At 66.1% G+C, this 16774-nt stretch carries 13 protein-coding genes and 1 pseudogene; 8 read left to right on the top strand and 6 right to left on the bottom strand.

The window, feature by feature from the left end; genetic code table 11:
• Position 1 precedes the first annotated feature (1 nt).
• The 4 genes from bioA to ACSUZJ_RS00885 all read right to left on the bottom strand — a co-directional run bounded on the left by bioA (position 2) and on the right by ACSUZJ_RS00885 (position 4339).
• The gene (gene bioA, locus ACSUZJ_RS00900; RefSeq protein ID WP_499412438.1) at positions 2-1342 is read right to left on the bottom strand and encodes an adenosylmethionine--8-amino-7-oxononanoate transaminase; all 1341 of its coding nucleotides are present in this window, start codon (positions 1340-1342) and stop codon (positions 2-4) included.
• Positions 1343-1361: 19 nt separating this feature from the next.
• Positions 1362-2147 (bottom strand): enoyl-CoA hydratase/isomerase family protein, encoded by a 786-nt coding sequence (locus ACSUZJ_RS00895; RefSeq protein ID WP_499416667.1) that lies wholly within the window; start codon positions 2145-2147, stop codon positions 1362-1364.
• Between the two features lie 33 nt (positions 2148-2180).
• The gene (locus ACSUZJ_RS00890; RefSeq protein WP_499412437.1) at positions 2181-3803 is read right to left on the bottom strand and encodes a carboxyl transferase domain-containing protein; all 1623 of its coding nucleotides are present in this window, start codon (positions 3801-3803) and stop codon (positions 2181-2183) included.
• A 71-nt stretch (positions 3804-3874) separates the two neighbouring features.
• A complete protein-coding gene (locus ACSUZJ_RS00885) occupies positions 3875-4339 on the bottom strand; it encodes a YchJ family protein (protein WP_499412435.1) in 465 nt (154 codons plus the stop codon).
• Positions 4340-4496: 157 nt separating this feature from the next.
• Here ACSUZJ_RS00885 and ACSUZJ_RS00880 point away from each other — a divergent pair, with 157 nt between their 5' ends.
• A complete protein-coding gene (locus tag ACSUZJ_RS00880; RefSeq protein ID WP_499412434.1) occupies positions 4497-5654 on the top strand; it encodes an aspartyl/asparaginyl beta-hydroxylase domain-containing protein in 1158 nt (385 codons plus the stop codon).
• 1 nt (position 5655) lies between these two features.
• Here the strand turns inward: ACSUZJ_RS00880 and ACSUZJ_RS00875 are convergent, their stop codons facing one another.
• Together ACSUZJ_RS00875 and ACSUZJ_RS00870 are read right to left on the bottom strand one after the other, a co-directional pair.
• Positions 5656-6891 carry a D-amino acid dehydrogenase gene (locus ACSUZJ_RS00875; RefSeq protein WP_499412432.1) on the bottom strand — a complete coding sequence of 412 codons (1236 nt, stop codon included), beginning with the start codon at positions 6889-6891 and terminating at the stop codon, positions 5656-5658.
• 120 nt (positions 6892-7011) lie between these two features.
• A complete protein-coding gene (locus ACSUZJ_RS00870) occupies positions 7012-8328 on the bottom strand; it encodes a serine hydrolase domain-containing protein (protein WP_499412431.1) in 1317 nt (438 codons plus the stop codon).
• 201 nt (positions 8329-8529) lie between these two features.
• On the opposite strand from ACSUZJ_RS00870, the gene ACSUZJ_RS00865 reads away from it, so the two are divergent.
• The 7 genes and pseudogenes from ACSUZJ_RS00865 to ACSUZJ_RS00835 all read left to right on the top strand — a co-directional run.
• Positions 8530-9273: a GntR family transcriptional regulator gene (locus tag ACSUZJ_RS00865; protein WP_499412430.1), complete on the top strand. Its 744-nt coding sequence runs from the start codon at positions 8530-8532 to the stop codon at positions 9271-9273.
• Positions 9274-9494: 221 nt separating this feature from the next.
• A complete protein-coding gene (gene murQ / locus ACSUZJ_RS00860) occupies positions 9495-10376 on the top strand; it encodes an N-acetylmuramic acid 6-phosphate etherase (RefSeq protein ID WP_499412429.1) in 882 nt (293 codons plus the stop codon).
• A 63-nt stretch (positions 10377-10439) separates the two neighbouring features.
• Positions 10440-11705 carry an MFS transporter gene (locus ACSUZJ_RS00855; RefSeq protein WP_499412427.1) on the top strand — a complete coding sequence of 422 codons (1266 nt, stop codon included), beginning with the start codon at positions 10440-10442 and terminating at the stop codon, positions 11703-11705.
• Between the two features lie 17 nt (positions 11706-11722).
• Positions 11723-12865, top strand: a complete 1143-nt coding sequence (locus ACSUZJ_RS00850) for an acyltransferase family protein (RefSeq protein ID WP_499412425.1) — start codon at positions 11723-11725, stop codon at positions 12863-12865.
• A 95-nt stretch (positions 12866-12960) separates the two neighbouring features.
• A complete protein-coding gene (locus ACSUZJ_RS00845) occupies positions 12961-14514 on the top strand; it encodes a glycoside hydrolase family 10-like protein (protein ID WP_499412424.1) in 1554 nt (517 codons plus the stop codon).
• 190 nt (positions 14515-14704) lie between these two features.
• Entirely contained in the window at positions 14705-15631 is a 927-nt protein-coding gene (locus tag ACSUZJ_RS00840; RefSeq protein ID WP_499412422.1) for an N-acetylglucosamine kinase, read from the top strand.
• A 25-nt stretch (positions 15632-15656) separates the two neighbouring features.
• Positions 15657-16421, top strand: a pseudogene (locus ACSUZJ_RS00835) (N-acetylmuramoyl-L-alanine amidase); the annotation flags it as partial.
• Positions 16422-16774 lie beyond the last annotated feature (353 nt).

Here is a 16774-nt window from a genome sequence, read left to right as displayed (position 1 = left end):
GTCAACCTGCGATCACGGATTCGAACACGGCCTTGGTGCGCACGGCGAGGATGTCGATCTCCTCGTCGCCCAGCACATAGGGCGGCATCATGTAGACGGTGCGGCCGATCGGGCGCAGCAGCAGTTCGTTCTCGACGGCCGCCGTGAAGAAGCGGCGCGCGAAAGTCGAGGCCCTGGCCGGATCCGGCTCGATGGCGTCGAACGCGAAGATCATGCCGCGCTGGCGGAACTGGTGGGCGCGTTCGTGCTCGACCAGCGGCGCGAGCGCCACCGTCATCCTGGTGGCCAGTTCGCGGTTGCGGTTCAGGACGTCGTCGTCGCGGAAGATCTGCAGCGTCGCCAGGGCGGCCCGGCAGGCCAGCGGATTGCCGGTGTAGGAATGCGAGTGCAGGAAGCCGCGCGTGATGTCTTCGCTGTAGAAGGCCTGGTAGATCTCGTCGGTGGTCAGCACCAGCGACAAGGGCAGGTAGCCGCCGCTGATGCCTTTCGACAGGCACAGGAAGTCCGGCCAGATCGCCGCCTGTTCGCAGGCGAAGAAGGTGCCGGTACGGCCGCAGCCGACCGCGATCTCGTCGGCGATCAGGTGCACGTGGTAGCGGTCGCACAGCTCGCGCAGCAGTTCCAGGTAGAGCGGGTCGTACATCGCCATGCCGGTCGCGCACTGCACCAGTGGTTCCACGATGATCGCGGCGATCTTGTTGCCCCGATCATTGAACAGTTTTTCCACGTCCTTCAATGCGCGGCGCGCCACGTCCTGCGAGGATTCACCTTCGGCCGCATTGCGCGCGTCGGGCGAGGCCACCACGTGGGCGGCGCGCAGCAGCGGGCCGTAGGCGTCCTTGAACAGCGGTACGTCGGTGACGGCGAGCGCGCCGATGGTTTCGCCGTGGTAGCTGCCCTGCAGGCAGACGAATTCCTGCTTGTCCGGGTAGCCGGCGTTGCGCCAGGTGTGAAAACTCATCTTCATCGCGATCTCGACCGCCGAGGCGCCGTCGGAGGCGTAGAAGGCGTGGCCGAGCGCGTGCTTGGTGAGCGCGGCCAGTTGTTCGGACAGCTCGATCACCGGCTCGTGGGTGAAGCCGGCCAGCATGGCGTGCTCGAGTTTATCGAGCTGGTCTTTCAGCGCCGCGTTGATGCGCGGGTTCGCGTGCCCGAACAGGTTGACCCACCACGAGCTGATGCCGTCGAGGTAGCGCCGGCCTTCGTGGTCGTACAGCCAGGCGCCCTTGCCGTGGCTGACCGCGATCAGCGGCACTTCCTCGTGGTGCTGCATCTGCGTGCAGGGATGCCACACGCTGCGCAGGCTGCGTGCGATCCAGTCGGACGATGTTTGTTGCTTCAAAATGAATCCCAATACTTCTCTAGTTCAGCCATGAGGGCTTGCGCTTCTCCAGGAAGGATGAAACGCCTTCGCGTCCCTCGCTTGACGCGCGGATCTCCGCGATCCGCCGCGCCGTGTCGTCCAGAAGTGCATCGCTGACCGGCTGGCCGACGATCTCGCGCACCAGCGTCTTGGCTTGCGCAACGGCATGCGGGCTGTTCGACACAAGCGCCTTCACGATGCCGGCCACGGTGGTGTCGAGCGCCTCCATGGGCACGACTTCGTGGGCAAAGCCCAAGCGCAGCGCCGTCGCGGCGTCGAAACGCTCGGCGGTAATAAAGTAGCGGCGCGCGGCCTGCTCGCCCATGGCCTTGATGACGTAGGGCGAAATCGTCGCCGGGATCAGGCCCAGCTTCACTTCGGACAGGCAGAAGTTTACTCCTTCGGCGGCAACCACGATGTCGCAGGCCGCAACCAGGCCCATGCCGCCGGCATAGCAGTCGCCCTGCACCTTGGCGACAGTGGGCTTCGGGCACAGGTAAATCGTGCGCAGCATGTCCGCCAGGCGCGCCGCGTCGGCCTGGTTCTCGTCATGCGAGTAGCCGGCCATCTTCTTCATCCAGTTCAGGTCGGCGCCGGCGCAGAAGGCCGGACCGTTGGCGGCCAGCACGATGGCGCGCACCAGCTCGTTGCGGCCGAGTTCATCGAAGGCCAGCGCCAGCTCGGCGATCGCCTGCTCGTTGAAGGCGTTGCGCAGCTCGGGGCGGTTCAGGGTGACAGTGGCGACCTTGTCGGTGATCGCGATGCTCAGGGTCTGGTAATCCATGTTCATTTTTTCGATTCCTTTACAGGCGCGCTGTTACATCCGGAATACGCCGAACTTCGTCTCTTCGATCGGCGCGTTCAGCGCCGCCGACAGTCCCAGGCCCAGCACCATGCGGGTGTCGGCCGGATCGATGACGCCGTCGTCCCACAGGCGGGCCGACGCGTAATACGGGTGGCCCTGGTGCTCGTACTGCTCCTTGATCGGCTGCTTGAAGGCGGCCTCTTCTTCCGGCGACCACTGGCCGCCCCTGGCTTCGATGCCGTCGCGTTTTACTGTCGCCAGCACCGAGGCGGCCTGGTCGCCGCCCATGACGGAAATGCGCGCGTTCGGCCACATCCACAGGAAACGTGGAGAAAACGCCCGGCCGCACATGCCGTAGTTGCCGGCGCCGAACGAGCCGCCGATGATGACGGTGAACTTCGGCACCGACGCGGTGGCCACTGCCGTGACCATCTTGGCGCCGTTGCGGGCGATGCCCTCGTTTTCGTACTTGCGGCCGACCATGAAGCCGGTGATGTTCTGCAGGAACACCAGCGGGATTTTTCTCTGGCAGCACAGCTCGATGAAGTGGGTGCCCTTCAGCGCCGACTCCGAGAACAGGATGCCGTTGTTGGCGATGATGCCGACTTTCACGCCGTAGATGTGGGCGAAGCCACACACCAGGGTGGTGCCGTAACGCGCCTTGAACTCGTCGAATTCGCTGCCGTCGACCACGCGCGCGATCACTTCGCGCACGTCGAAGGGTTTGCGGGTGTCCACGGGGATGACACCGTACAGCTCTTGCGGCGCATATTTCGGCTCGACCGGGCCACGAGAGGCCACCTCGCGCGTTGCGCCCTGGACCGGTTTCACACGGTTCAGGTTCGAGACGATGGTGCGCGCGAGGGACAAGGCATGCAGGTCGTTCTGGGCCAGGTGGTCGACCACGCCCGACAGGCGGGTGTGGACGTCGCCGCCGCCCAGGTCTTCGGCACTGACCACTTCGCCGGTTGCCGCCTTCACCAGTGGCGGGCCGCCCAGGAAGATGGTGCCCTGCTCTTTGACGATGATCGATTCGTCGCTCATGGCAGGCACGTAGGCGCCGCCGGCGGTGCAGGAACCCATCACGACCGCGATCTGCGGAATGCCCTTGGCGGACAGGTTGGCCTGGTTGTAGAAAATGCGGCCGAAGTGGTCGCGGTCGGGGAAGACGTCATCCTGGTTCGGGAGATTCGCGCCGCCGGAATCGACCAGGTAAATGCACGGTAAATTGTTCTGCTCGGCTATTTCCTGGGCGCGCAGGTGTTTTTTCACCGTCATCGGGTAATAGGTCCCGCCTTTTACCGTGGCGTCGTTGCAGACGATGACACACTCCTGGCCGGCGACGCGGCCGATACCGGTGATGATGCCGGCGCTGGGCGCCGCATTGTCGTACATGTCGTAGGCGGCAAGCTGGGAAAACTCGAGGAAGGGCGTGCCCGGATCGAGCAGCATCTGCACGCGGTCGCGCGGCAGCAGCTTGCCGCGGGCGACGTGCTTGGCGCGCGCCGCCTCGCCGCCGCCTTCGGCGATGAGCGCCACTTTCGCGCGTAAATCGTCGACGATGGTTTGCATGGCCGCGGCGTTGGCCTTGAAGTCGTCGCTGCGCGGGTTGAGTTTGCTCTCGATATGGGGCATTGCCGTCCTCTGGTCTCTGTAGCGCCTGACAAACCCCTCAGGACACGCATCGGGGGCGTTGTCGGGCACGCTTATTTTGGAAAAGTGCCGTCCAGGTAGAACCAGCGCGGTATGCCGCCGAGCATCGGGTCGGGTTCGCGCAGGAAGCGGCTGACTTCATGCAGCCGGTGCGCGCGTCCGCCGACCTTGAAACGGGCGACGAATTCGACTGTATTCCGATCGCTGTCTCGATCGCTATCTGGATTGTCCGGCAATTCTGCTTTACGTTGACGTAAACGTAAAGCAGATTTTATCTCAAGGCCGAGCCAGCGCAGGTTCTCGTCCTGGTCGAGGATCGCGTCATGCGGGCGGGTGCTCGGATGCCAGGTGGCGCGCAGGTAATCCTCGTTGCGCTGGGTGTAGGCGGTGTAGCGCGAGCGCATCAGCGCTTCGGCCGTGGGCGGCAGGGCTTCGCCAGAGATGTAGGGGCCGCAGCAGGCGGCAAGCGTGGGACCGCCGCAGGGGCAGCTTCCTTGGGAGACGTTCTTGGTAGGCATGCGCGGATTATCCGCGATTTCGCTGGCGGCACAGCATCCGGGGCAGCGGCGTCCATGTCAGCCGAATAAAAATTTGCGCTGAAGGAATTGATATTCCTCAGAAACTCATGCTATGGTGTAAATACCGTACATACACGTGCATACGACGTCGCCGCAGATGAGCACCACCGCCTTTGCTTCGCCCGTTTCACCCGTCAATTCACCCGCCGATCAACTCCAGCAGGCGCATGCCAGTCTGCGTTCCGGGCAACTCGGGGCAGCGGCCAGCACCCTGCGTTCCCTGCTCGCCTCCGAGCCGCACAGCACCTTTGGCTGGATGGTGCTGGGCGATACACTCGAGCGCGCGGGCCTGAAGCGCGACGCGATCCGGGCCCGCGCCAACGGCTTGCGGCATGGCCGCCGCGCCGGCTATTTCCAGAACATGGCGACCACGCCGGAGCCCTGGCGTCCGGTGATCCAGGGCGTGATCGCCGACGTCAACCGCCAGCTCTACGACACGGTAGGCCAGGGCGTGCAGCAGGTGCTGGCGACCCACGGCGTTGCGGCCATGCGGCGCGTGGTGCACGCGATGGACGCCTATCTGGGCCGCGTCCAGGACCGCCCACGGAGCCCCCATCAAGCGCCCAAGTTCCTGTTCTTCCCCGGCCTTGCCGAAGGACCCTTCCACGCCCCGGATCTGCATGCCTGGAGCGCGCGCCTGGTCGAGGCCTGGGACGGTATCCGCGCCGAGGCCCTGTCGGTGCTGCATGGCGATGGTGGCCTCGAATCCTTCCTGAGCTTCAAGCCGGGCCAGAGCACGAAGGGCTATCTCGACGGCGACGGGCCCAAGCCGGCCTGGGACGCTTTCTTCTTCTACCGTCACGGCCGGCGCTACGACGACAACCACGCGCGTTGCCCGCTCACGTCGAACCTGCTCGAGAGCATCGAGCGCTGCGAGATCGCAGGCCAGGCCCCGGAAATCTGCTTCTCGGTGCTGCAGCCGGGCACCCACATCATGCCCCACCATGGCGTGACCAATACGCGCCTGGTGTATCACCTGCCGCTGCTGGTGCCGGAAGACTGCGTGCTGCACGTGTTCGGCGGCGGCGAGCATGCCTGGCGCGAGCGCGAACCGGTGATGTTCGACGACACCTTCCTGCACGAGGCCTGGAACCGCTCGGCGTTGCCGCGCATCGTGCTGTTGATGGATTGCTGGAACCCGCACCTGACGCCTGACGAGCGCTGCGCCATGCGCGTGCTGGTGGAGCTGATCGGCGCCTACCAGGACTTCGGCGATCCGGATTTCGAACGGGTGATTGCCGCCATCGGCGGCTGAATCAGTTCTTCAGGGTCAGCATGTCGAGCGCGAACGGCGGCGCCTTGCCCTGCATCAGGTCGCTCAGGATACGCGCCGTGCCGGCGGCAAAGGTGAAGCCGAGCGGGCCGTGGCCGACGTTCAGCCACAGGTTCGATAACGGCGTGGCGCCGATGATGGGGGCGCTGTTCGGCGTCGCCGGGCGCAGGCCGGCCCAGCTCGACACCTGGCTGTAGTCGGCCGCGTACGGCATGGTTTCCCGCACCTGCCGCGTCAGGCTCCTGATGCGTTTCGGATTGAGCGTGAGGTCTTCGCCGACCATGTCGACCATGGCCGCCACCCGCAATTTATCGCCGATGCGCGCGTACAGCACCTTGCGTTCGAAATCGGTGACGCTGATCTGCGGCCCGATGTCGGTCGGGCGGATCGGCGCGGTCAGGCTGTAGCCCTTGAGCGGATACAGCGGCAGCTTGATGCCGACATGGGCCGCCAGCTTGCGGCTCTGGATGCCGGCCGCCAGCACGAAGGCGTCGGCGCCGAGCGCGCCAATGCTGGTGTCGAGGCCGACCACGCGTCCGCCGGTGGCGACGATGCGCTCGACCTCGGCATGGATGAAACCTTTGAAACGCGGGTGCAGACGCACCCGCTCGGCGAGGGCCACGCAGAAGGCATGGCAGTCGGCCACCGCTTCGCCGGCATTGTAGATGCCGCCGGCCAGCAGGCTGCGCGCCGCCGCCAGCGAAGGTTCGCGCTCGGCGCATTCGGCGCCGGTCCAGATATCGCCGGCCGTGGCCTTGCCGGCGGCCTGCTCGAAGATCTTCGAAGAGCGGTAGACCACGAGCTTGCCGGCGTCGCGCCAGGAAAAATCGTCGGGCGAGATGATGGACCCGAGTTCATGCATGCCGGCGCGCGACCATTCTCCCAGCTCCAGCAGCTTGGCCGTGGTGCGGCGGTTCGCCGCGGCCGTGCACTGGCCGAGGAAGCTGGCCAGCCAGGTCCACTGGCGCAGATCGGCTTCCGGCCTGAAACGCAGCGGTCCGTGCTCCTGGAACAGCCACCGGATGGCCTTGAGCGGCACACCGGCATCGGCCAGCGGCGAAACGTAGCGGTAGCTCAGCTGGCCGCCGTTGCCGTAGCTGGCGCCGCTGGCGAGCTCGGAAGCGCGCTCGACCAGGCTCACCTCGAAGCCGGCCTCGAGCAGCCACCAGGCCGAAGTGAGTCCGACGACCCCGCCGCCGATGACGATTATTTGCTGCATCCCGACACACTTTTGTTTGCTGACATAAAGGAGGAGCTTAGGGGTTGGCACCCCTTTCGGGCCAATGAAAGTGACATGTCACGCCATAACCGCCGGTCATGCACGTTTATGCGGTCTGCATCAGCCTTCGCCAACAATGGCATGGCGAAAAATGCTGGTGAGCACTTTTTCTTCGAAACTAGCGAGCGCCGAATAGCGGCCTGGCAAGCTGTCCGGATTCACCGCACTGCCCCCGACCAGCACGATCATCCCGTTGCCGCGCTTGCGGTCCAGCGCGAACACCGAGCGCAGCCCATAGGCGTCGCCCAGGTGCCCGACGGCGTCGAAACCGCCCTCCACCAGGCGCATGCCGGGCTGGTCCGGGAATTGCGCGTTGCCCAGGCCCCAGGCGTTGAAGAAGCCGTTCAGGGTGTCGCCATTGCCGCCCTTGCCGTCGGCGGTCCACTGGCGTGCGAACATGCGCTCGAGCGTCTCCGCCTTCAGGATGCGTTGCCCCTCGTGCACGCCGCCGTTCATCAGCATCAGCATGATGGTGCCCAGGCCGCGCGCCGAGATGCGCAGGCCGCCCGTCGGGCTGAACGGGGTGGCGTTGTCGCCGATCACGTAGTTGTCCAGGCCGGGCGGCACGGCCGGGGCGCGGACGCTGTAGTCGTCGGCCTGGGCGATCCAGGGACCGGCCGCGTTCCAGGCTTCGGTGTCGACCGTGCGCTTGCGGTAGAGGGTGGCGAGATTGCCGATTGCCTGCGGCGGCAGCTCGGAGGGGTTGTAGCCGCCTTCCACGCCCAGCGGCTGCAGCAGCAGGCGCCGCATCAGGCGGTCGAAGCGCTCGTCCGTGACGCGCTCCATCAGCGTGCCGATCAGGCCCCAGCCGAGGTTGCAGTAGGTGAAGTACTCGCCGGGGCCGGCCTTGGACGACCACATCGCACCCGCGCCATGCAGGGCGCCGCCAGGGACCAGGAAGTCGCGCAGCGCGGCGCCGGCCGGGAAGGAATAGCCGGCCTCGTCGCGCAGCGAGGAGCGGTGGGTCAGCAGATGCCGCAGGGTGATGACCTGCCCGGGGAAGTGCGGATTGCGCAAGCGAAAACCGAGGTAGGCGGACACGTCGGCGTCGAGCGCGACCTTGCCGTCTTCCAGCAGGCGCATCAGGCCGAGCGTGGTCATCATCTTCGAGATCGAGGCGATGCGGTACAGGGTGTCGGGCGTGGCCGGCAGGTCCTGGGCCGGCGTGGCGCCGATGCGGCGGCGTCCCCAGGCGCCTGCGAAGGCGGGCTTGCCGCCGCGGATCGCGAGCACCGACAGGCTGGCCAGTTCGCAGGCGGGATCCTGAACGATCGCCGCCAGCGCGCGCTCGAGCCGGGCATGTGCCGCCGCATTTGCCGCATGTGCGCTGCCGGGCGTCATCGCCCACAAGGGTTCGACCGCACCCAGCAATGCCATTCCCAGTACCGTCCGCCTGCCCTGATTCATGCCTGTCCTTTCCTGTCTGGCTTTGCCCGAGCATAGGCACTGCCTGCCGCGCTCGCCAATGAAATGCCGTGAACGCCGCATAACTTTTTGCTATGCTGCCGCGCACATGATAGAGCCTGCGCACGCAAATTTTCGCTTGCGAGCGCGGCGCTGCCCTTACACTTGGCGTTTATGAACCAGCCCATCACCGACTTCAGGGTCGACCTGAACGACAATTCCCCGCTCTACATGCAGCTGGCGCGCAAGCTGATGCAGGACGTGCACGAGGGCCGCTACCAGGCCGACCAGGCCCTGCCCTCCGAGCGCACCCTGTCCGAGCAGCTCGACGTTTCGCGCGTAACGGCGCGCAAGGCGATCGACCAGCTGGTCGAGCAGGGCCTGGTGGTGCGCCGCCGCGGCTCGGGCAATTACATCGCGCCGCGCATCGAACAGCCGCTGTCGAACCTGTCGAGCTTTTCCGAGCAGCTGCAGCAGCGCGGCTATACGCCGCATTCCCACTGGCTGCGTCGCGAGGTGGTGGCGGCCGACCCCGACGAGCAGCTGGCGCTGGGCCTGTCGCCCGGCGCCCGGGTGGCGCGCCTGGAACGCCTGCGCCTGGCCGACGAGGTGGTGATGGCGTATGAAACCAGCGTGATCCCGGCCACCGTGCTGCCGGATCCGCAGGAGGTGGCGCATTCGCTGTATGCCCACCTCGAGCGCGGCGGCCAGGTGCCGGTGCGTGCCCTGCAGCACATCCGCGCCATGAACGCCCCCAAGGAGCTGGCCGAGCGCCTCGGCGTGCCGGAAGGCCAGGCGGTGCTGTTCATCACCCGCGTCGGTTACCTGGAGTCGGGCGTGGCCGTCGAGCTGACCCATTCGTATTGCCGCAGCGACTATTACGACTTCGTCGCCGAGCTGCGCCGCACGAGCGTCTAACAAAACCTCCATGGCCGCGTTGCATCGTCTCGCCGTAGGTTCGTACTGTCTTCAACGATGCGTCGGGTGGCCGCATCCCTTGCCCTGGAGGCTTTGTTAGCCGCTCGTAGCACATGCCACATAACTTTTCGGCATAACTACGGACCTTCCTTTCATGGAAGGACTTGCGTAATTGGTATTACACTGGTTTTATCAATAATCCCGTTTGGACCGCCGCGACCATGCTGAAGACCGAAACCCCTGCCCAGGACCATGCCCAGCTCGACCAGTATCCGACCACGGAACTGGTGAATGCGCTGGTGGATGACCAGCTCAACGCGGTCAATGCGGTGCGCGCCGCCGCGCCGCGCCTGGCCGCCGCCGTGACCGCCGCGCTGCCGCGCGTGGAAGCGGGCGGGCGCCTGGTCTACGTCGGCGCCGGCACTTCGGGCCGCCTGGGCGTGCTCGACAGCGTGGAACTGTATCCCACCTTCTCCTGGCCGCATGGCCGCGCGGTCGCCCTGCTGGCCGGCGGCAGCGACGCCATGTTCGTCGCGGTCGAAGGCGCCGAGGACGACGCCGTGCAGGGCGCGGCCGACCTGGATGCGGTGAACCTCACGGCCGACGACGTCGTCCTGCTGATCGCCGCCTCCGGCGCCACCCCGTATGTGCTGGGCGCGCTGCGCAAAGCGCGGGAAGTGGGCGCGCTGACCATCGGCTTCGCCAACAACGTCGACGCGCCGATTGCGAACGAAGCCGAGATCGGCATTACCCTCGACACGGGGCCGGAAGTCATTTCCGGCAGCACCCGCCTGAAAGCGGGCACCTCGCAGAAGATTGCCCTGAACAGTTTTTCCAGTGCCTTGATGGTGCGTTTGAACAAGGTTTACGGGAACCTGATGGTAGACTTGAAGGCCACCAACGCCAAGCTGGTACGCCGCGCCATCCGCCTGACCTCGTTCGCTACCGGAGCGAGCGAGGACGCCGCGCGCGCCGTGCTGGAACAGTGCGATTTCCACGTCAAGACCGCGATCGTGGCCTTGTCCAAACAAACCGGTGTCGAGCAAGCACGGGCCTTGCTGGAAGCGGCGCGCGGCAGCGTGCGCCAGGCTTTGGCTGAATAGCAAGCCGCCAGGGCCGCTTCCGGCTTAGGCGAGCAGCGGCTCTCGATCCATCACGAAAGAGTTATGCAAACTTCGCAAGCGAAAAGTCCGTGGCTGTGGGTGCCGTCGCTCTATTTTGCCCAGGCCATTCCCTACGTGGTGGCGATGCAGTTGTCGGTCATCATGTACAAGGACCTGGGGATCTCGAATACCGACATCGCCTTCTACACCAGCCTGCTCTACCTGCCCTGGGTGATCAAGCCCCTGTGGTCTCCGGTGGTCGACATGTTCGGCACCAAGCGCGGCTGGACGGTGGCGCTGCAACTGGTGGTGGCCGCCTCGCTGGTGGCGGTCGGCGCGGTGCTGCACTTGCCGGTGTTCTTCAGCGTCAGCCTGGCCGTGATGTGGTTGATGGCCTTCAGTTCCGCCACCCACGACATTGCTGCCGACGGCTTTTATATGCTGGGCCTGCGCCAGAAGGACCAGGCCGCTTTTGTGGGCGTGCGCAGCACCTTCTATCGTCTCGCGAACCTGGCTGGCCAAGGTCCGCTGGTGGTGCTGGCTGGCTACCTGGCCGTCAGCCTGAATGACGCGCACCAGGCCTGGTCGATCGTGTTCTTCGTGCTGGCGGGCCTGTTTGCCCTGGCCTTTGCCTGGCACCAGATGATGCTGCCGCGGCCCAAGGATGATCACGCGGTAGCGCGCGGCGCCAATCCGCTGGCTGAATTCTTCGGCACCTTCGGCGCGTTTTTCGGCAAGCGCGACATCTGGCTGATCCTCGGTTTCATTTTGACCTTCCGCCTGGGCGAATCGCAGCTGCTGAAACTGGTCGCGCCCTTCCTCAAGGACCCGCTCGAAAAAGGCGGCCTGGGCCTGAGCACCGCCCAGTACGGCATCGCCTACGGCACCATCGGCATCATCTTCCTGACGATCGGCGGCCTGGCCGGCGGCTACCTGATCTCGCGCCTGGGCCTGAAGCGCTGCCTGTGGCTGATGGTATTCGCCGTGCACCTGCCGGACCTGGTATTTGTTTATCTGTCGCAAGCGCAGCCGACCAATTTTTATCTGATCTCGGCTTTCCTGGCTATTGAACAGTTCGGCTACGGCTTTGGCTTCACCGCCATGATGCTGTACATGATCATGGTCTCCGAAGGCGAGCACAAGACGGCGCACTACGCGATCTGCACCGGCTTCATGGCGCTGGGCATGATGGTGCCAGGCATGTGGAGCGGCGCGCTGCAGGAATACCTGGGCTATAAAAACTTCTTCATCTGGACCTGCCTGGCGACTATCCCGGCGTTCATCATGGCGGCGCTGGTGAAGATTGATCCGGAGTTCGGGAAGAAGTAATTGGAGATCATGCACCAATGAGCGACCCCACCGGCCGCCTCGATTCGCTCGACGCCTTCCGCGGCTTCACCATCGCCGCCATGGTGCTGGTCAACAATCCCGGCGACTGGAGCAATCTGTATTCCCAACTGGCGCACGCCCATTGGCACGGCTGGACCTTCACCGACACCATCTTCCCCTTCTTCCTCTTCATCGGCGGCGTGTCGATGACCCTGTCGCTGGGCCGGCTGGCCGCGGCCGGCGCCGACAGGCCGCGCCTGTTGCTGAAACTGGCCAAGCGCGCCCTGCTGATCTTCCTGATCGGCTTCCTGCTGAACCTGATCCCCTATTTCAACTTCGAAAAGGTGCGCATCCCGGGCGTGCTGCAGCGCATCGCCCTGTGCACCCTGCTGGCCGCACCCGTCGTGGTCTATTGCGGCTGGCGCATGCAGCTGGCGATCATCGCCGCCTTGCTGAGCCTGTACAGCGCACTGATGCTGTTCTATCCGGTGCCCGGCATCGGCGCTGGCGTACTGGAACCGGGCAAGGATTTCGGGGCGTGGATCGACCGCATGCTGCTCGATGGCCACATGTGGGTGCAATCGAAGACCTGGGATCCGGAAGGGCTGTTCAGTACGCTACCCGCCCTGTGCAGCCAGCTGTTCGGGGTGTTGGCGGGGCGCTTTTTGCTGTCCGGGCTGAGCCGCACGGAGCAGACCGTGTGGCTGCTGCTGGCCGGCCTGCTGTTCGTCTGGCTGGGCGTGATCTGCGACAGCATCCTCATGCCGATCAACAAAAGCCTGTGGACGCCGTCCTACTGTTTCCTGATGACGGGCTGGGCTTTGCTAATATTCTCGGCCTTCTTCTGGTTGCTCGACGTTAATCCCTACCGCGCGCTGCGCGAGGCGGCGTCGCGCTGGACCCATCCGTTCAAGATCTACGGCATGAATGCCTTGTTCATCTTCGCGTTCTCGGGACTGGTGGCGAAAATGCTCGGCTTCATCAAGCTGGCCCAGCCGGACGGCAGCACGGTCTCGCTCGGCCGCAGCCTGTATGCGCCGATCCGGGAGTTGCCGATCGGGGCTGTGAACAGCTCGGTGCTGTATGCGCTGCTGTTCAATGCCTGCATGTTCGCCATCGCCTGGTGCATGTGGCGCCGGAAGTGGTTTGTGAAAGTGTAATCATCGATAACATCGATAAGAATAGGGGAGCGGTAGTGCAAGCTGATAAGAAAAGACGGGCGTTCGCGCTTGCTGGCGTGGCCGGCGTACTGGCCATGAGTGGATTCCTGGGCGCCTGCTCGACGCCGGGAACCCGGAACGCAACCACGCCCGATGGCGCCATCATCGCGCCTGGCGAGCTGCCGCCGGCCGCGCCGCGCGAGTTCCGCGCCGCCTGGGTCTCGACGGTCGCGAACATCGACTGGCCGAGCAAGCAGAACCTGACTGCGGCCCAGCAGCAGGCCGAGGCCATCGCCATCCTGGACCGCGCCAGGGCCATGCACCTGAACGCCATCGTGCTGCAGGTCCGTCCCTCGGCCGACGCCATCTACGCCTCGACGATCGAGCCCTGGTCGGAATACCTCACCGGCGCCCAGGGCAAGGCGCCGCAACCCTGGTACGACCCGCTGAAATTCTGGGTGACCGAGGCGCATGCGCGCGGCCTGGAGCTGCACGCCTGGTTCAATCCCTACCGCGCGCGCCACGACGGCTCCCGTTCGCCAGCCGCGCCGAATCACATCACGCGTGCGAACCCGGCGGCGGTGAAGCGCTATGGCAAGTTCATGTGGATGGACCCGGGCGAGGAATCGGCGTCGAAGCAGACCCTCGACGTGGTGCTCGACGTGGTGCGCCGCTACGACATCGACGGCGTGCACATCGACGATTATTTCTATCCCTACCCGATCGAAGCAACCCCGGCCGTGGCCGGCAACCAGGCCGCGCTCGACGGCAAGCCGGCCAGCAAGGCCGAGCTGGACTTCCCCGACACCCCGGCCTGGGAGCGCTACCTGGCCGGCGGCGGCAAGCTCGACCGCGCGTCCTGGCGCCGCCAGAACGTCAACCACCTGATCGAGGACATGTACAAGGGCATCCACCGCGAGAAGAGCTGGGTGCGCTTCGGCATCAGCCCCTTCGGCCTGGGCCGCCCGGACCGCCGCCCGCCGGGCATTGCCGGCTTCTCGCAGTACGACAAGCTGTATGCGGACGCCGAACTGTGGCTGCAGAACGGCTGGCTCGACTACTTCACGCCCCAGCTGTACTGGGCGCGCGCGCAGACCGCGCAGGCCTACGACGTGCTGCTCGACTACTGGATCGGCCAGAACACCATGGGCCGCCATATCTGGCCGGGCCTGTTCACCAGCCGCATCGGCGCGCCGACCAAGGACTACCAGCCTCAGGAAATCCTCGATCAGATCGAGGCGACCCGTGCGCGCCCGCAGGCGGGCGGTCACGTACACTTCAGCATGGTGGCGCTGATGCAGAACCGCAAAGGGATCGCCGACCAGCTGCGCACCCAGCTGTACACGACCCCGGCGCTGGTGCCGGCCACGCCCTGGCTGGGCAGCGACAAGCCGGGCCTGCCGCAGGCGAAGGCGACGCGTTCTGCGAAGGGCGTGGCGTTGAAATTCACTGCCGGCAAGGCGAACTCACTGTTCACGGTGTGGGAGCGCCATGGCAACGAGTGGAAGTTCCAGGTGTTGCCGGCGTCGACGGTGGACTGGAAACTGGCCGACGATGCCCGCCTCGGCGCGGCGGATGCGGTGTTCGTGGGGGCGGTCGACCGGCTCGGGAACGAGAGCGATCGGGTGCAGGTGTATCGCAAGCCTTAACGTTCATCATACGGTGAGACCGCGTGGACACAGGTGTCCACCCTACAAAACCGGTTTTCGTAGGGTGGCCTCCCGAGTCCACGCTGTATGGCACAGCAGCACACCCTGACCGCCCATCATCACCTCCATTCATGCACTGACGGCCAGCATTCATTCGCCCCAGCCACCCGCAAGACTTACACTTCGCTCCATGTCGAACCACCAACATGCACCAGACCCCGTCATCGGCCTCGGCATCGATGCCGGCGGCACGCAAACCCGCTGGGCCGTATCGACGGCAGACGGCGCGCTCCTGGCCGAAGGCACGGTCGCCGGCCTGTCGGCGCTGCAAATGGCAACCAACGATGGCCGCCAGGCCGTGCGCGCCACCTTCGAAGAACTGGCCCGACAGGTGCTGGCTTGTGCCCGCCCGGGCCGCGTGCGCGCCGGCCTGACCGGCTTCGGCGGCGAAGGCGAACAACTGCAAAGCTGGCTGGCCGGGCTGCTCGGCGTTGCACCAGGCGCCATTGCCCTCTGCAACGACATCGAGATCGCCTACCGCGCCAGCTTCGCACCGGGTGAAGGCTACCTGGTCTATGCCGGCACCGGCTCGATCGGCGCCTTCATCGACGCGGACGGTGCATTCCACCGCGCGGGCGGGCGTGGCGTCGTGCTCGACGATGGCGGCGGCGGCTTCTGGATCGCCAGGGAGGCGCTGCGCCACATCTGGCGCAACGAGGACGAATGCCCGGGCCGCTGGCAAAGCTCGCCCATGGCCCATGCCGTGTTCGACTACGTCGGCGGCGCGGACTGGTCGTATTCGCGCCAGTTCATCTACGGCCAGGAACGCGGAGAAGTCGGCAAGCTGGCGCTGGCCGTGGCCGCCAGCGCGGAACACGACCCGGCGGCCGCCAGCATCCTGTGCGACGCCGGCCGTGAACTGGCGCGCCTGGCCAACGCCCTGATCGCGCGTTTCGGGCCGCGTCCGGTGGCGCTGGCCGGCCGCGCCGCCGAGCTGCACCCGGCTATCGTCGCCGCCATGCGCGCCGCGCTGCCGGCCGATACGCATCTGACCCAGACCGCCATGCGCGCCCACCATGCCGCCGCCCGCCTGGCGGCGCTGGATGGCGCCTGCTAACGCATACTTACCTTCGGGATCTTCGATGAAAAAACTGTTTGCCACCCTCCTCATTGCCCTGCTCGCCGGTTGCGCCACGGGGCCGCGCATCGACAAGAGCTATACGGCGAAAGGCCAGGCCAGCCGCGTGCGCTTCCTGGTGCTGCACTACACCGTCTCCGACCGCCCGGCCTCGCTGAAGATCCTGACCGAGAAGGAGGTGAGCGCCCACTATCTCGTCACCGACGATCCCCAGCCGGTCGTCTATGGCCTGGTGGACGAGACCCGCTCGGCCTACCATGCCGGCATCTCGAGCTGGAAGGGTTATACCCAGCTGAACAACAGCTCGATCGGCATCGAGATCGTCAACGCCGGCTGGAAGGACACCCCGCAGGGCCGTGTCTTCGCGCCCTTCCCGCAGTCGCAGATCGACGTGCTGGTCCCGCTGATCAAGGACATCGTTGCGCGCCACAAGATTGCGCCGGAAAACGTGGTCGGCCACAGCGACATCGCGCCGCTGCGCAAGCAGGACCCGGGTCCCTTGTTCCCCTGGTACCAGCTGGCCCAGGCCGGCCTGGTCGTGTGGCCGGACGCCAACCGCGTCGCCGCCGTGCGCCAGGTGTTCAATATCGCGGCGCCGGACGCCGTCTGGTTCCAGAAGAGGCTGGCGCAGCACGGCTTCGCCCTGGCCCAGACCGGCGTGTTCGACCAGCCGACCCGCACGGTGATCGCCGCCTTCCAGATGAAATACCGCCCGGCCAACATCGCCGGCGAGCCGGATGCCGAGACCGCAGCCCTGCTCGAAGCGCTGACCACGCCGGCCAACGCGCCGCTGCCGCCGGTCCCGGTGGCGCCTGCCGCGCCGGTGGTCCCGGTGCCGGTGCCGGGCGTGCCGCCCGTGAATCCGACCGCGCCCGTGCCGCCGCCGGTGCCCGCCGTACCGCCGGCCCCGGCCGTACCGCCGACCCCGGCCGTGCCACCGGTCCCGGCCGTTCCACCGGCAGCGCCGGCCCAGCCCGCACCGCCGGTGCCGACCGTGCCGCCGGCGACCACCACCCCGGCCACGCCGGCCGCGCCAGCCCCCGCGCCGGCCGCGCCGGTTGCGGCCAGCCCACAGTGATGCCTCGCCATGGCTGGGTATTCCCTGTATCCTTCGACCGGTCC

Source organism: Telluria sp. B2, assembly GCF_051789535.1.
GTDB lineage: Bacteria > Pseudomonadota > Gammaproteobacteria > Burkholderiales > Burkholderiaceae_D > Telluria.
Note: the sequence above shows the minus strand (reverse complement) of the source record. Positions and strands in the feature narration are given on the sequence as shown.

Bases quoted from the DNA above. Each gene is read 5' to 3' on its own strand.
- ACSUZJ_RS00895 (WP_499416667.1), bottom strand. From the start codon at position 2,147: ATGGATTACCAGACCCTGAGCATCGCGATCACCGACAAGGTCGCCACT.
- ACSUZJ_RS00890 (WP_499412437.1), bottom strand. From the start codon at position 3,803: ATGCCCCATATCGAGAGCAAACTCAACCCGCGCAGCGACGACTTCAAG.
- ACSUZJ_RS00885 (WP_499412435.1), bottom strand. From the start codon at position 4,339: ATGCCTACCAAGAACGTCTCCCAAGGAAGCTGCCCCTGCGGCGGTCCC.
- ACSUZJ_RS00880 (WP_499412434.1), top strand. From the start codon at position 4,497: ATGAGCACCACCGCCTTTGCTTCGCCCGTTTCACCCGTCAATTCACCC.
- ACSUZJ_RS00875 (WP_499412432.1), bottom strand. From the start codon at position 6,891: ATGCAGCAAATAATCGTCATCGGCGGCGGGGTCGTCGGACTCACTTCG.
- ACSUZJ_RS00870 (WP_499412431.1), bottom strand. From the start codon at position 8,328: ATGGCATTGCTGGGTGCGGTCGAACCCTTGTGGGCGATGACGCCCGGC.
- ACSUZJ_RS00865 (WP_499412430.1), top strand. From the start codon at position 8,530: ATGAACCAGCCCATCACCGACTTCAGGGTCGACCTGAACGACAATTCC.
- murQ (WP_499412429.1), top strand. From the start codon at position 9,495: ATGCTGAAGACCGAAACCCCTGCCCAGGACCATGCCCAGCTCGACCAG.
- ACSUZJ_RS00855 (WP_499412427.1), top strand. From the start codon at position 10,440: ATGCAAACTTCGCAAGCGAAAAGTCCGTGGCTGTGGGTGCCGTCGCTC.
- ACSUZJ_RS00850 (WP_499412425.1), top strand. From the start codon at position 11,723: ATGAGCGACCCCACCGGCCGCCTCGATTCGCTCGACGCCTTCCGCGGC.
- ACSUZJ_RS00845 (WP_499412424.1), top strand. From the start codon at position 12,961: ATGAGTGGATTCCTGGGCGCCTGCTCGACGCCGGGAACCCGGAACGCA.
- ACSUZJ_RS00840 (WP_499412422.1), top strand. From the start codon at position 14,705: ATGTCGAACCACCAACATGCACCAGACCCCGTCATCGGCCTCGGCATC.